Genomic DNA, 15,739 nt, shown 5'->3' with positions numbered 1-15,739 from the left:
TTAGTGGCTAGTACTTCATGACCATAGCCCTAGGGGCTATTCTTCCTCGTAGTGAAACTTAATATCGTAGCGCGCTTGCAAGAGCTTGGTTACGAGGCCAGTCCAGCCGGTTTGGTGGCTGGCGCCCAGGCCTTCGCCAGTGTCGCCGTTGAAATACTCGTTGAACAGCACGTAGTCGCGGAAGTGGGGGTCATCTTGCAGCAGCTTGCGCTCGCCAAAGCAGGCGCGCTGGCCGGTGTGCTCATCACGCAGAAAAAGCCGGTTGAGGCGCTGGGCAATCTCTTCGGCCACGTCCAGGATGGTGACGTAGTGGCCCGAGTGCGTGGGGCACTCCACCTTAAAGTCGTCGCCGTAGTAGTGGTGGAAGCGCTGCAACGACTCCACAATCAAGAAGTTGACCGGAAACCAAATAGGGCCGCGCCAGTTGGAGTTGCCCCCAAATATGTCGCTCTCCGACTCGGCCGGCTGGTAGTTGACCGTGAATTTCGAATCGCCTTCCTCAAACACGTAGGGCTGGTCGAAGTATACCCGCGAGAGGCTGCGGATGCCGTGCTCGGAAAAGAACTCGGCCGGGTCCAACATTCTGAATAGCAGGCGCTTCATGCGGTGGCCGCGCAACAGGCTGAGCAGGCGGCGCGAGCCCTTGCCCGGCTCCTGCCAGTGGCTCACCAAGTCGGCCAGGTGCGGGCGGTTGGTGAGCAGCCAGTTCATGCGGGCCAGGAAAACGGGTGCCCCCACCAGTAAGTCCTCGTCGAGCACTTCTACCGCAAACAGCGGAATCAGCCCCACCATCGAGCGCACTTTTAGCAGCTCGTGGCTGCCGTCGGGCTTGTTGAGGGCGTCGTAGTAAAACTCGTCCTCGTCGTCCCACAGGTCCAGCTCCGTGTTGCCCACGTTGGTCATGGCCTCGGCAATGTAGAGGAAGTGCTCGAAGAACTTGCACGCCAAATCCTGGTACACCGGGTTGGACTGGCTCAGCTCCAGAGCAATGCGCATCATATTAAGCGCGAACATGGCTACCCAGGCCGTGCCGTCGGCCTGCTCTAGGGTACCGCCGAAAGGCAAAGGCGCCGAGCGGTCAAACACCCCAATGTTGTCGAGGCCTAGGAAGCCGCCTTCAAAAATGTTGTGCCCGTCGCGGTCCTTCTGGTTCACCCACCACGTGAAGTTGAGCAGCAGCCGGTGAAACACGGTTTCCAGAAACACAATATCGCCTGCGTCGCCGCGCTGCTTTTGGTCTATCTTAAACACCCGGAACGTGGCCCAGGCGTGTACCGGCGGGTTCACGTCCGAGAAGTGCCACTCGTAGGCCGGCAGCTGGCCGTTGGGGTGCATGTACCAATCGTGGCACAGCAGGCGCAGCTGGTTTTTAGCAAACTCGGGGTCGAGTTGCACCAGCGGCAGGCAGTGAAAAGCCAAATCCCAGGCCGCGTACCAGGGGTACTCCCAGGTATCGGGCATCGAGATAATGTCGTAATTGGTCAGGCTGCGCCACTCCGCATTGCGCCCGGTCAGGCGCTCGGACGGGGGCGGCGGCAGGGCCGGGTCGCCGGCCAGCCAGCGCGGCACGTCGTAGTCGTAGAACTGCTTGCTCCACAGCATACCCGCGAAGGCCTGGCGCTGCACCAGCCGAGCATCATCGTTGGTGATGTCGCGCTGCAAGTCGGCGTAAAACTCGTCGGCTTCCTGCTGGCGCTGCGCGAACACCTGCTCGAAATCGGCGAAGGGCCTTACCTGCCCAGTGGGCCCTAGGCGCAGCCGCACCTGCTGGCTTTCGCCGGGCTGCAGCGTCAGCACGTAGTGGGCGGCGGCCTTGGTGCCCACGCGGCTGGGGTTTACCGCGCCGCGCTGGCCATCCACCAAGTAGTTGTTGATGCCATCCTTATAGTACGGCTCGTCCGAGGGGTGGTGGTCGAGGCGCTGCACATTGGTGTTGTTATCACAAAACAGTAGCTCGGGCCGGCCGTCGGCGTACCAGGTCAAATCGCCTAGCTCGCGGTGCGCCACGGCTACCGTATGGTCATCCAGCGCCCGGAGCTGCGGGCGGTAGTTGTCGTAGCCCCAGGTCCAGGAGTTGCGAAACCAGAGCTGCGGCAGCACGTGCACGGTGGCCGCCTCGGGGCCGCGGTTCACGATGGTGTACTGAAACAGCAGGTCGTTGGCATCGGCCTTGGCCATCTCCACGAACACGTCGAAGTAGCGGCCCTCGTCGAAAATACCCGTGTCCAGCAGCTCGTATTCGGGCTCCAGACGGTCGCGGGCGGCGTTTTCTTTCAGCAACTGCTCGTAGGGAAAAGCCGCCTGCGGGTACTTATAAAGCAGCTTTTGGTAGGAGTGCGTGGGCGTGGCGTCCAGGAAGTAATACAGCTCCTTCACGTCCTCGCCGTGGTTGCCCTGGGGCCCGCTCAGGCCGAAGAGTTGCTCTTTCAAGAACGGGTCTTGGCCGTTCCACAGCGCCAGGCACTCGCACAGCAGCTGCTGCGTGTCGCAGAAGCCGGCCAGGCCCTCCTCGCCCCAGCGGTAGGTGTAGGAGCGGGCCATGTCGAAGGTGGTGTAGTTCCAGGCATCGCCACCGGCCGAGTAGTCCTCGCGCACAGTGCCCCACTGCCGCTCCGAGAGGTAGGGCCCGTAGTGGCGCCAATCTTTCTGGTTGGTATTCGCTGCCTGAAGGCGCTGCTGCTCGGCGTTCAAAATACTATCTGTTAACCTTTTATAGAATAACTGCGCAAGTGCCACCGCCCAAATCCCTTGGGATGGCTTGGGCGCGGCCACCGGCCCTAGGGCCCGGCGCAGCGCTTAGTGCGCAGCACGCCGCGCCGGCCCGGCGCCGCTAGCAGCGGGCCTGGGCTAGCCGCCCGTGGCGAAGCCGGGGTACAGCGTCATGCCGCCATCCATGAAAATGGTTTGGCCCGTGATGTAGTCCGCCTCGTCCGACACCAGCCAGGCGGCCAGCTGGCCGATGTCTTCGGGCACGCCCACGCGGTTGTACGGGATGAGCGTCAGCAGCTTGGCCTCGGCCTCGGGCGTGGCCCAGGCATCGTGGTTGATGGGCGTTTTAATGGCTCCCGGCCCGATGGCGTTCACTCGAATTTTCTGGGGCGCTAGCTCCTGGGCGGCGCTTTTCATGAGCTGCATGATGCCGCCCTTGCTGGTGGCGTAGTTCACGTGCCCAGCCCACGGAATCACCTCGTGCACGCTGCTCATGCACAGCAGCTTGCCTAGGGCCTTGCTTACCTCGGGCTGCGGGCCGCGCCGGATGAACTCGCGGGCGCCCTCGCGCAGGCACAAAAACTGGCCGGTCAGGTTCACGTCAATCACTTTTTGCCACTGGGCCAGGGTCATGTCCACAAAGCCCGAATCGACCTGAATGCCCGCGTTAGCCACCACAATGTGCAGGGTACCGAAGTGCGCGACAGCCTGCTTAAACATGGCCTGCACCTGGTCTTCCTTACTCACGTCGGCCATGATGGCCAGGGCCGTGCCGCCCGCCGCGGCTATTTCCTGCACCACGGCATCGGCCGCGTCGGGGTTGCCGATGTAGTTGACGACCACGGCCGCGCCCTGGGCGGCCAGGGTCTTGGCCACGGCCGCCCCAATGCCGGAACTGGCGCCAGTAACCAAGGCAAACTGCCCCGCTAGGCGGGACGACTCGGGAGTAGGCATACAAAAGAAGGGTTTTGATTGGAGAATAGCGGCCGGCGCACCGGCCCCCTGCTAGACGGTATTTGGCGGGCGCGGGTTGGAAAATTGGGTTTTTCTCACCAACTCTTCACGCCGCTGGCGTTGGTCGGCACATTGGGGGCGCTGGCCGACTACCAGTATTGACGCATGCGCGTATATACCTACTTTTAGTCAACCGCTGTGGCTAACGCGGTGGCTCTCACCCTTTCCCCCTTTTTTCCCGATGTCTACTCGTTTCATTTTCCAAGCAAGCCTACTGGCCGCCCTCGGCCTGGCCGCTACCAGCGCCGCCCACGCCCAAACCACCACCCCCGACCAAGCGGCGCCCGCCCAGGGACGCGGAGGCATGGGCATGGGCCGCCAGGCCGATATGATGAAGGAGCTTAACCTCACGGCCGACCAGCAAACCAAGGTGCAGGCCCTGATGAGCGAAAACCGCGCGGCCATGGCGAACCGCCCCAGCGGCCCGCCCACCGATGCCGAGCGCCAGGCCATGCAAGCCCGCCGCACCGAGATGGAAGCCAAAATGAAGGAGATTCTCACCCCCGAGCAATTCACCAAGTACCAGTCCATGCGCCCGCAGCGCGGCCAGCGCCCCGCGCCCAGCAACTAAGGTACTAGTACCAGCGAACCAACCCAAAAGGCCTTTAGCGCGTGCTAAAGGCCTTTTTTATAAGGCAGCACCCTAGGGCACGGGCGGCATTCAGGCACCGGCCGGCCCTGCAACGCTGGTTGTTGCGCACACGTTGCGCCTCACGCGAGGCCAGCCTTTCTTGCCTCGCTTCCCCCTAGGGCACCTATACTTAATATAGTATAGCTATAGAAAGGCAAGCAGCGCCTAGCTCCAGCGGCTGAGGAACTGCTGAAACGCTTCCTTGTACTGCTCGCCCACCGGAATCGTCTCGCTGCCAATCTGCACCGTCAGGCGGCGCACGGCCTCTATCTTGTCGAGGGCCACGATAAACGAGCGGTGAATGCGCAAGAAGCGCCGGGCGGGCAGCTTTTCTTCCATCGCCCGCAGGCTCATCAGCGAGAGCAGGGCCCTAGGGGTGCTCTTGAGGTGCACCTTCACGTAGTCCTTCAGGCCTTCTATGTAGAGGATGTCGCTCAGCGCCACGCGCACCAGCTGGTACTCAACCTTTAGAAATAGGTAATCCTCCTCGGGCGCGGGAAGCGCTTCGGGTGGGGTGGCGGCGCCGGCGTGAGCTAGCTCGGCGTAGGCGCGGGCTTTGTTGGCCGCGCGCAGAAATTCCTCGTAGTTGAAGGGCTTCACGAGGTAGTCGAGCGCATCTACCTTGTAGCCCTCCAGGGCATACTGCGGGAAGGCCGTGGTGAAGATGATGCGCGGCGGGCTGGCCTGCTGGCTCAGCCCCCGCGCCATTTCCAGGCCGGTCAGCTCCTGCATCTGAATATCAAGGAAAGCCACGTCAACCGGCTCGGTTAGCTCGTGCAGGCCTTGCAGGGCCTCTACCCCGCTGCCGTAGCGGCCCAGTAGCTTCAAGAAGGGCGTTTGCTCAATAAAGGTGCAGAGCAAAGCCAGGGCCAGCGGCTCATCATCAACGGCAATGCAGGTAATGGGCATCTTTTGATTAATTATAAATTATGAATTGCGCCACAGTCAGTCGTCATTGCGAGCCTGCGAAGCAATCGCACCAGCACGTTAACACCTAGGGTCGTCCGGGTTGCAATTGCTGCGCTGCGCTCGCCATGACAGCTTTTTTCGTCCGCTTTGCCCCTAGGCGACTTGCAGCTCCAGCTCTACGGCAAACTCGTTTTCGGGGGTGTGCTTATCAACGTGCAGCGCGTAGCGGCCGGGGTATAGCAAGTCGAGCCGGCGGCGGGTATTAACCAGGCCAATGCCATTGGAGCCGGCCAGGTCGGTGCTGGTGGCGGGCAGCAGTGTGTTGCGCACTTCTATTTCGAGCTGGCCGGTGGCGGGCTGGCGCAGGGCAATGTAGATGCGGCTGGTTTGGGTGGCGGCCACGCCGTGCTTAAACGCATTTTCGACGAAGGGCAGCAGCAGCATGGGCGCAATGCGCGCCTCGCGCACCGGCTCGGGGTGCTCAAACACCACCTGCACCCGGTCGGTGAGCCGCAGCTGCATCAGGGTGATGTAATCCTGAATAAATCCGACTTCCTGGCTGAGCAGGGCCTCGCCATTGGCCGTGTCGTAGAGCACGTAGCGCATCATGCGCGAGAGGCGATGCAGCGCCGCCCTAGCCCGCTCGCCGTCGATGAGGGTGAGCGAGTAGATGTTATTTAAGGTATTGAAAAAGAAGTGCGGGTTAATCTGGGCCTTGAGCAGCGCCAGCTCCGACTCGGTGCGCTGCTGGTCGAGGCGCTCGCGCAGGCGGGCTTCCTGCTGCCAGTGCTGCACCATGGTAATGGCCGTGGCAATGCCCAGCACCAGCAGGGTAATGAGCAGGCTCACCAAATCGAAGCGGTAACCGCGGCCACCTCCACCCGGCGCGCCGGGGCGGGGCGGCCGCCCCGCGGCGGCATCGGCCGCGTGGAAAGCCTGGCGCATGAGTTCGGGCAGGTGCAACACTTGCTCGAGCACCCGGCCCGCCAGCATAATAACCAGCGCCGCGCCCGCCAGCGTCAGCACAAACCAGCCGCTGTGGCCGCGTAGCAGCAGCCGCGGCACGCTCACGTGGGCCGTGAGGTAGAAGGCCGCCACCCACAGCAGCAGCAGCACCACCTGCTTCACCCAGTACTGGGTGGGCAGCACCACGTGGCCCGCCGAGGGTAGAAACACCAGCAGCGTGAGGGCCAGCAGCCCCCAGGCCAGCACGTGGATGAGCGGGGTAATAATGCGCTGAAAAGTAGTAGCGGGCATAGAAAAGCTAAAAAACAGCTTACTCAAAAATACCGCCGCCTACTGGCTTGGCGGGCCCGCCCCCGACCACCGGGCCATTTGTGCCGACCGCACCCCAGCTTTAGTCGGCTGGCTCCGGCCCAGCTTTATTAAAGATTTCGTGTATTTTTACCTACCCTATCCTCCCACCCTGTTTTTTTACTATGTTGCCTTGGCTTGTACGGGCCCGCTGCTGGCAGCAGGCGCGGCCTTGGGCGTTGGCTTGGTTGCTTGGCTGCTGCTGGCTAGCTGCCCAGGCTACCCCGCCCGCCGCCGAAGATACGCTGGTCACCACGGCCAGCCGCCCGGCCCAGTTTCTTCACGGCCGCTTTTACAGCGTGCTAGAAGACTCCAGCAACCGCTTGCCGCTGCGCCTGGTGCGCAGCCCCGCCTACGCGAGCAGCTTTGCCACGCTGGCCGGCACCGGCCGCCCGGCCAATAACCACCACCCGCGCAGCACCTACTGGCTGCGCTTCACGGTGCGCCCCGGCCTAGGGCCCGCTACCGACTGGTACCTCGAGCTGTACGACCCGCACATTGGGGCGGCTACGCTGTTTCGGCCGCTGGCCGGCGGGGGCTACGACAGCGTGATGACGGGGGCCAACCTGCCCTTTGCCACCCGGCCCCAGCCCTACAAAAACTTCCTCTTCGACCTGCCCCGGCACGCTGGCGCCGGCCCGGCCACCTACTACCTGCGCCTGTGCTCCGACTCGCCCACCAGCTTCCGGGCCATGCTGCACAGCGGCGCCAGCCTCATTCCGCAGCTAGGCTTGCAGTACTGGCTGCTAGGCGGCTTCTACGGCATCGTGCTCATCATGCTGGTATACAACCTGTTTCTCTTTTTCTTTCTAAAGGAGAAGCCCTACCTCTACTACGTGCTGTATGTGCTGAGCGGGGCGCTGCTCTTTTTGTCGGAAGACGGCCTAGGGTTTCAGTACCTGTGGCCGGACGGGCCGGGCTTCAACCACTTGGTGGGGGTGGCGGCCCCCGTGCTGCTGCTGCTTACCTTCAGCCAGTACGCCCGCACTTTCTTGGAAACCAGTAGCCGCCAGCCGCGCCTCGACCAGCTTATTCGCTGGGTGGTGGGGGGCAGCGTGGCGCTGCTGGTGTTCGACGCGGCGCTGATGCACTCGGGCTCAGGCTTCTGGCTCTACCTGCTGCCCTACGGGCTGCTTTACTACGCGGCTTGGCGCGTGTGGCGCGAAGGGCTGGCCCCGGCCCGCTACCTACTGCTAGCCCAGGCGCTGGTGGCCGCCAGCCTCATTTTCTTGGTGGCGCGCAAGCTGGGGCTGGAGTTTTACAACAACGCCTATACGGTGTACAGCCTCAACGTGGCCTTCGTGGTGGAAATCGCCATTTTGAGCTACGCCCTGGCCGACAAGATTAAAAGCCTGATGGACACCACGCTGCGCACCCAGCACCGCTTGCTGAAGCAACTACGCAAGCGCCACCGGGCCCAGGAGTTGCTGGTAGAGAAGCTGCACGAAAACCAGGCCCTCAAAGACCAGCTAAATACCGAGCTAGAAGCCTTGGTAGCACGCCGCACCGACGAGCTGCGCCAGCAAAACGACACCATTGCCGCCCAAAACCGCGAACTGCTCGAAACCAATAGCCTGCTGGCGCTGCAGTCGGCTGCCATCGAGCAGCTCAACCGCAACCTGAGCCGCGAGGTGCAGGACCAAAAGGAGGCTCGCCTGGAAGCCCGCGAGTTTGACTTTGGCGAGTTCAGCCAGCTTTATCCCGACAAGGACGCGTGCCTGCGCTACCTGGCCGACCTGAAATGGCAGCACGGCTACCACTGCCGCAAGTGCGGCCACGAAAAAAGCTGCGAAGCCCGCGAGCCCTTCGCCCGCCGCTGCACCCGCTGCCGCTACGTCGAGTCGGCTACCACGGGCACGCTGCTGCAAAAATGTAAGTTCCCCATCGTAAAAGCGCTGTACGCCGTTTTTCTGCTGCACGCCCACCGGGGCCGCTTTGCCCCCGCCGAACTGGCGCGGGTGCTGGAGCTACGTCCGGCTACTAGCTGGTCCTTTGCGCAAAAAGTGCTGGCCGCCTTGCAGCGCCGCAGCCAAGCGCCCGATTACGAGGAAGGGGAAGCCTGGACCCATGTGCTACTGGACGCCACTGCCGAGCTAGAGGTAGAAGAACTACCAGGAGTAGTTGAGCAAGCTTAGGTTAATCAAATCTTTTCCGGCAACGATTGCAGGAAACTTAGGTGGTGAGCAAAAGTGAGTAAACACCCACCCACTTTTTTTAGAAAAAAGTCACTGAAAGCTCATTGTTTTTTAGCCCTAGCACCAGGTTCTGCAATAGTGCCCTCCGCCCCACCAGCGCTACAATTAGGGCTCCCAACTTGTGCTGTAACCGTAAGCACCAACCATTATATCCACTCGAAAGAGCCGTTTGCAGCACCCTAGGGGCTTTTGCCAGCTTGCATTTGCTAAACAAGGCCCCCTAGCTTTGACCACTACTTGCTGTTCAATCAATCTTTCCCCATCCACTTTTCATGGCTAAAAAATTCTACCCAGTGGGTTGGCTGTTTCGCTGCTCGGCAGTGTTACTGGCTGCCGGACTACCGGTCAGCTTCACGCTGGCCGCTCCTCACACTAGCAAGCTTCCCTATCGCTTGGCTCACCGTCCGCTAGCTACCATCCCAGTGCGGGGCCGGGTAGTGGGCGCCGATGGCAGCGGCCTGCCAGGCGTTACCGTCGTGGTGCGGGGCACCACCCTAGGCACCACTACCGGCGCTGATGGTGGTTTCAGCCTCGATGCGCCCGAAGGCAGCACACTTTCCTTTAGCTACGTGGGTTTCATCGCGCAGGCTGTAGTGGTAAATGCTAGCAACGCCAGCAATCTAAGCGTAACTCTACGTGAAAGCGCCCAGGACCTGAACGAGGTAGTGGTAGTGGGCTACGGCACCCAGGAGCGCGGCAGCGTGACGGGCGCTATCTCCTCCGTAGGCGCAGCTGAAATTACGCGCCAGCCGGTGGCCGAAGTATCACAAGCTATTCAAGGCAAAGTATCGGGTGTGACAATTACCTCGGGTGGGGGCGCGCCAGGCGGGGCAGCCGGCACGGCCATCCGCATCCGGGGCATCTCGTCGGCGGGCAACAACACCCCGCTCTTTGTAGTTGACGGCTTCCCGCTACCCGACAACGGCGACGCTCAGCTGAATGCCATCAGCCCGAACGACATTGAAACCATTGACATCCTGAAGGATGCTTCAGCCACGGCCATCTACGGGGTGCGCGCCGCTAACGGCGTGGTGATTATTACCACCAAGCGGGGCAAAGCCGGCAAGACCAGCATCAACTTTGACGGCTACGCCGGGACCCAGAGTGTATCTCGGCGCCTCGACATGATGAACGCGCAGCAGTACGCGACCATCAACAACGAGGCGCGCATCGCTGCCGGCCAGCCTATCGCGCTCGACAAGCTGCGCGACCCGGCCTCCCTAGGGGTGGGCACTAACTGGCAAGACCTGGTTTTCCGTCGGGCACAGCAGCAGAACTACTCTTTTTCAGCTAACGGGGGCAGCGACAAGGCCCGCTACGCTTTGTCAGCTACTTACTTCCAGCAGGATGGAGTTATTATTGGCTCCAACTCCGAGCGCTTTACTTTGCGGGCCAACGGCGACATCCAGCTGAATAAGTACTTCAAGGTTGGTAACAACCTTTCACTTACGCGCTACAGCGACCGCCAAAACTCGACCAATAATGGGGAATACGGCATTGTGCAGGCTACACTGCGGATGCCCCCCACGGTGCAGCCTTACCGACCCGATGGCTACTACTACCAACCCAATAGCCAATCAGACAACTTTACGGAGGAGAATCCACTGGCTGTAGCTCAGCGCACTAACCAGCGCTTCTACCGCAACCGGGCCACTACCACGTTTTACGCCGAGTTAGAGCCCCTCAAAGGCCTGCGCCTCCGCACCAACATCGGCGCCGACCTGATTTTTGAAAACTTCAACGCGTTCAGCCCTAGGGGTCCTGAGCTGGCTGGGTACACGCAGCGCTACATCACGGCCGATGCCTCAGCATCTTCTGGCTACGCGCCGAGCTATCTCATCGAGAACACGGCTACCTACGACCGTTTGGTTGCCGACAAGCATCAGTTTACGGTGCTGGTGGGCCAATCGGCCCAGCAATTTAATTTCAGTAATGTAAGTGCCTATCGCGCGCAGTACCTGCGCAACGACCTGCAAACTATCAACGCGGGCCCCATCAACACGTTGCTGGCCAACGGCGGTACCGTTGACCCCTCGCGTAGCCTCGCCAGCTATTTCGGCCGCCTCAACTATGAGTTTGCCGGCAAGTACATCTTCCAGGCCGTGGGACGCTTCGACGGCTCATCGCGCTTCGAGCCAACTCATAAGTTTGGCTTCTTTCCTGGCGTATCGGCCGGCTGGCGTATCTCGGAGGAGGACTTCCTCAAGGGCAGTAGCTCGGTCAGCAACCTGAAGTTGCGGGTGGGCTATGGCATTGTGGGCAACGAGCTGAATGCTGGTCGCTTTGCTTACCTGTATTCCATCAACTTCGGTATCAACTACCCCTTCGGGCCCGACGGCGCCCTCAACCAGGGGGCGGCGCCCACCCGCCTGGCTAACCCGGACCTGCGCTGGGAGCGTAACAGTCAGTTCAACCTTGGCCTGGATTTAGGCTTCCTCAACAACCGCATCGAGGCGAGCATCGACCTGTACGACCGCCGTTCGCCTAACCTAATTGCCCCCGTACCTGTGTCGCTGGTGTCAGGTACTTATGAGCAAGTGAACCGCAATGCCTTCTCGGCTTACAACCGGGGCTTTGACCTCTCGCTGACCACTCACAACTTCGTGGGCAGCAACGGCGGTTTGAACTGGTCGACCAGCGTAATCCTATCAGGCTTCAAGTCGCGCCTCGAATCGCTGGGCGCCGGCATTCCTTACAACGGTCAGGGTTCGCTAAGCGGTACTATTGTTCGTTACGACGCCAATCAGCCGGTAGGTGCTTTCTACGGCTTCATCGCCGACGGACTCATCCAGACCCAGGGCGAGCTGGATGCCCTGAATGCCAGCGCGAAGTCGGGCTCGGCTAAAGCTAACTACTACCAGAACGCCGGCACGGCGCCCGGCGACATCAAGTTCCGCGATACCAACGGCGACGGGGTTATCACCGATGCGGACCGGGTGTTCATCGGCAACCCCTACCCGAATATCTCGTTCGGCGTAACCAACACACTTTCGTTTAAAGGATTTGACTTGAGCTTCTTTCTTCAAGGCGTGCAGGGCAATGATGTGTACAACCTCAACCGCTACATCACCGAGTCGGCCCTCTACAGCACCACTAACGGCACCACCCACATCCTGAGCCGCTGGACCGGCGAAGGCACTAGCAACGACGTGCCCCGCGCCATTGTGGGCGACCCCAACAACAACCTGCGTGTTTCGACCCATTACATCGAGGATGGCTCCTTCATCCGCCTCAAAAACCTCACCTTTGGCTATACCCTGCCGCGCAGCATCCTCAACAAAATCACCGCCTCCCAGATTCGGGTCTACTTCACGGGCTATAACCTGCTGACTTTAACCCACTACACGGGTTTTGACCCGGAAGTGAGCGTGAGTGGCATTGACCAGGGCGTTTACCCGCAGGTGCGCACGCTCATCGGCGGCATTAACATTGGGTTTTAATAATCTATAGCTGAACTACTTAGCATGAAAGCTACTAAATACACGCTCGGGGTGCTCGCAGTGGCCCTAAGCATCCTGTCCAGCTGCACCGAGAAGTTTCTAGCGGAGGCGCCCGTCGACCAGATTACGGACGCCAACTTCTACCAAACTGAAACCGACGCCATTCAGGCCACCAACGCCGCTTACAGCGAGTTGACTAAGGAAGGCCAGTATAACGCCGCCATGTGGGCCTTCGACATCTGGTCGGACGTGTCGAGTTCGGGCGGGGACTCGGGCAACGACGCCATCGAGTACAAGCAGCTCGAAGCCTACAGCATTCCCACCACCAACTTCATTGCTACCCGCCTGTGGGGCGGCTCGTTTGTGGCGCTGCAGCGGGCCAACTTGGTGATACAGAAGGTACCGCTCATCACCAACATCAGTGCCGACATCCAGAAGCGCTGCATTGGAGAAGCGGAATTTATTCGGGCCAAGATGTACTTCGACCTGGTGCGGGCCTACGGTGACGTGCCCCTATTTACCGCACCGCCGGCCAGCCCGTCGGCCGTTAATATTCCGCGCACGCCGGCCGCCCAGGTATACGCTCAGATTGAGAAAGACCTGGCCGACGCCTACAGCATTCTGCCAGCTTCTTACTCGGGCGCTGACTTGGGCCGCGCCACCAAGTGGGCCGCCGCCGGCCTGCTGGCCAAGGTGTACATCACGGAAGGTAAAAAGACAGAAGCTGCTCAGTGGGCCCGCACCGTTATCAACAACTCGGGCAAGACGATGTGGGCCAATTACGGCGACAACTTCGTGGTAGCCAACGAGAACAACAACGCCAAGGAGTCGCTCTTCGAAATTCAGTTTGTGAATGGCCGCAACCAGTATGACCGCAACAGCGTGGGCTCGGCCATGAACGAATTTTTCGGCCCTAGGGGTCTGAACCAAACTCCCGGCAGCGGCTACGGCTTTAACGTGCCTGACCCCGACTTTATCGCCGGCTACGAAAGCGGCGATACCCGCCGGGCCGTGAGCGCATGGGTGCCTGGCGACGTGTTTCCCGATGGCAGCAAGGACCCGAGCACGCCCATCACGGGCTCCCCGTACGCCTACTTCTGCAAGAAGTGGTTTGTGGGCAAGGTGAATACCAATATCTGGGACTCGCCGCTGAACGTGCCCGTAATTCGCCTGGCCGAGATGTACCTGATTGTGGCCGAGGCCGTGGGCCCCACTACCGAAGGCCTGGAAGCTATCAACAAGGTGCGCCGCCGCGCCTTCGGCCTCAACTACAACAACCCCTCAACGGCCGTAGACCTGACGGCCTCGACGCCCAACTTCATCAACGCCGTGCTGCGCGAGCGCAAGTACGAGCTGGCCTTCGAGTTTGACCGCTGGTTTGACATGAAGCGCGCCCAAACGCTGTACCCCACGCTGACCGACCACGCCCTGATTCCGCGCATGACGGCCCAGGCAGCCTTTTTGCAGGGCAAACTGCCTAACGTGCACGGCATCCCGACCCAGAACACGCTGGTGCTGCCCATTCCACAGTCGGAGATTGACACCAACCCTGGTCTGGTTCAAAACCCTGGATACTAGGCCCTTTCCCACCCAACGACTCACGCTGAACACAGATGAAAACTTATTGGACCAAGGCGGCCTGGGGCATGCTAGCGAGCACGCTGCTCCTGACCGACTGTAAGAAAAACGACAACGGCCAACTCGACGGGCCACTGCCTTCCCCCACGTTTACCTACGCCACCAAGCAAGACGGCTTTAACAGCATCGTGACCTTCACGAATACTACCGCTTACTCGGGGCCTGGCATCGTGCAGTACGAGTGGGACTTTGGCGACGGCACCCGCATCAACAGTTCGTCGGCTACCGTGACGCACACCTACACCGGCGGCGGCACCAAGCAGGCGCAGCTATTAGCCTCTGCGCGGGGCGGCAATGGCTTCTCGGCCGTGCAAACCATCACGCTGCCTGATGCCAGCGTTATTGTGAAGCAACTGCTAACTGGTACTAGCAGCGCGACTGCCACGGGCTCGAAAACGTGGAAGCTGGATAACACGACCACCGACCCCATCACCGTGGGACCCAGCGACAGCGACCCGCGCAGCTACTACCCCGGCGGCATGACCGTGCAGCCCGGCAGCTTGCCCGCCTGCCAGGCCGATGACGAGTACACCTTCTCGAACGCCAATGCGTTCACCTACGATGCCAAAGGCCAAACCTTCGTGGCGGGCGGCACTGGCTGCGACGCGCCCCGGTCGGGCACGGGCACCTATACGTTTGGCTCTACTTCATCGGGCCTGGCCCAGTTCGTACTGAGCACGCCTAACTCAGGCGGTTTTAAGTCGTTCATTGGCGTCACTGACGCGCCCGACCAGATTTACCGCATCGTGAGCATTAGCGCCACCAACATGGTGCTCAAGGCCGGCTCGGCTACTGGCAACCTGGTGTTTCAAATGAAGCTTATTGCCAAGTAGCCTAGCAGCCCTAGGGCCCAGGCCGCGCGGCACCGGGCCCTAGGGCTGCTACTAGCTAGCAACCTTTTCCCTTTTCCCCTGATTAGCTGCTTGCTAAGTGCCCAATGAACTATTCGTTGGGCATTTTTCTTCCCTCTTTCGTATGGCAATTCTCCACCCCTCCCACCCCGCTACCGCTGGCCTGCTGCTGGCGCTGCTACTCAGCTCCTGCACCGAATCGAAGGACGCGGTTATTCCGACGCCCACGCCGACGCCTGCCGTTACCAACTCCGAAACGCGCGACTTTGCGCAGTACACCGAGCTGCAGTGGAGCGACGAGTTTAGCGGCAGCGGGGCCCTAGACCCGGCCAAGTGGGACTACAACACGGGCAACAACAACGGCTGGGGCAACCAGGAGCTGGAAGTATACACCACCTCGACCGACAACGTGAACCAGACCGGGGGCAACCTCGTGATTCAGCCCATCCGGCAGGGCACCAGCCCCAACTATACCTACACCTCGGGGCGCGTGCTCACCAAGGGCCGCAAGGACTTTCAGTATGGCCGCATCGACGTGCGGGCCAAGCTACCCAAAACCCAGGGCATCTGGCCCGCCATTTGGATGCTGGGCAGCGACATCGATACGAATAACTGGCCCAAGTGTGGCGAAATCGACATCATGGAACTGCGTGGGCAGAAGCCCACGGAGATACTCACCACTATGCACTACGCCGACAACGGCGGCAGCCACCAGCAAAGCGGCATCGACGCCGTGAAGCTGCCTAACAACGCCAGCTTCGCCGACGACTTCCACGTGTTCAGCGTAGTGCGCAGCCAGGACCAGACGCGCTTTTACCTCGACGGGCAGCAGTACTATGCGCTGACCAAGAGCAATATCTCGCAGTATCCGTACCCGTTCAACAACAACTTCTTCGTGGTGCTGAACGTGGCCGTGGGCGGCAATTTCCTGGGCAACCCCGATGCCACTACCACCTTCCCCCAGCAAATGCTGGTTGACTACGTTCGGTTTTACCAATACAAAAGCTAGCGAGTCCCAAACTTAATCAGCTACCAAAG

10 protein-coding genes are annotated in these 15,739 nt (G+C 60.8%); 6 read left to right on the top strand and 4 right to left on the bottom strand.

Annotated features, from left to right (window positions below; genetic code table 11):
- Positions 1 to 36: 36 nt before the first annotated feature.
- Positions 37 to 2,691 carry an MGH1-like glycoside hydrolase domain-containing protein gene (locus tag HHL22_RS01550; protein WP_169529213.1) on the bottom strand — a complete coding sequence of 885 codons (2,655 nt, stop codon included), beginning with the start codon at positions 2,689 to 2,691 and terminating at the stop codon, positions 37 to 39.
- Positions 2,692 to 2,847: 156 nt separating this feature from the next.
- Complete coding sequence (locus HHL22_RS01545; RefSeq protein WP_169529212.1) at positions 2,848 to 3,663, bottom strand: SDR family oxidoreductase; 816 nt, start codon at positions 3,661 to 3,663, stop codon at positions 2,848 to 2,850.
- A 241-nt stretch (positions 3,664 to 3,904) separates the two neighbouring features.
- Between HHL22_RS01545 and HHL22_RS01540 the strand changes: the two genes are divergently transcribed.
- Entirely contained in the window at positions 3,905 to 4,294 is a 390-nt protein-coding gene (locus HHL22_RS01540) for a Spy/CpxP family protein refolding chaperone (RefSeq protein ID WP_169529211.1), read from the top strand.
- Positions 4,295 to 4,519: 225 nt separating this feature from the next.
- On the opposite strand, the gene HHL22_RS01535 is transcribed toward HHL22_RS01540, so the two are convergent.
- Entirely contained in the window at positions 4,520 to 5,263 is a 744-nt protein-coding gene (locus HHL22_RS01535) for a LytR/AlgR family response regulator transcription factor (protein WP_169529210.1), read from the bottom strand.
- Positions 5,264 to 5,416: 153 nt separating this feature from the next.
- The gene (locus HHL22_RS01530; protein ID WP_169529209.1) at positions 5,417 to 6,520 is read right to left on the bottom strand and encodes a sensor histidine kinase; all 1,104 of its coding nucleotides are present in this window, start codon (positions 6,518 to 6,520) and stop codon (positions 5,417 to 5,419) included.
- Positions 6,521 to 6,702: 182 nt separating this feature from the next.
- Here HHL22_RS01530 and HHL22_RS01525 point away from each other — a divergent pair, with 182 nt between their 5' ends.
- The 5 genes from HHL22_RS01525 (at position 6,703) to HHL22_RS01505 (ending at position 15,710) form a co-directional block, all read left to right on the top strand.
- Positions 6,703 to 8,712 (top strand): 7TM diverse intracellular signaling domain-containing protein, encoded by a 2,010-nt coding sequence (locus HHL22_RS01525; protein WP_169529208.1) that lies wholly within the window; start codon positions 6,703 to 6,705, stop codon positions 8,710 to 8,712.
- Positions 8,713 to 9,164: 452 nt separating this feature from the next.
- Positions 9,165 to 12,212: a SusC/RagA family TonB-linked outer membrane protein gene (locus HHL22_RS01520; RefSeq protein ID WP_169529207.1), complete on the top strand. Its 3,048-nt coding sequence runs from the start codon at positions 9,165 to 9,167 to the stop codon at positions 12,210 to 12,212.
- A gap of 24 nt (positions 12,213 to 12,236) precedes the next feature.
- The gene (locus HHL22_RS01515; protein WP_169529206.1) at positions 12,237 to 13,790 is read left to right on the top strand and encodes a RagB/SusD family nutrient uptake outer membrane protein; all 1,554 of its coding nucleotides are present in this window, start codon (positions 12,237 to 12,239) and stop codon (positions 13,788 to 13,790) included.
- Between the two features lie 35 nt (positions 13,791 to 13,825).
- Positions 13,826 to 14,683: a PKD domain-containing protein gene (locus tag HHL22_RS01510; RefSeq protein ID WP_169529205.1), complete on the top strand. Its 858-nt coding sequence runs from the start codon at positions 13,826 to 13,828 to the stop codon at positions 14,681 to 14,683.
- Positions 14,684 to 14,825: 142 nt separating this feature from the next.
- On the top strand, positions 14,826 to 15,710 hold the full coding sequence (locus tag HHL22_RS01505; protein WP_169529204.1) for a glycoside hydrolase family 16 protein: 885 nt from the start codon (positions 14,826 to 14,828) through the stop codon (positions 15,708 to 15,710).
- The last annotated feature ends 29 nt before the right edge of the window (positions 15,711 to 15,739 follow it).

Source organism: Hymenobacter polaris, assembly GCF_012927305.1.
GTDB lineage: Bacteria > Bacteroidota > Bacteroidia > Cytophagales > Hymenobacteraceae > Hymenobacter > Hymenobacter polaris.
This window is presented reverse-complemented; position numbering and strand designations above follow the sequence as displayed.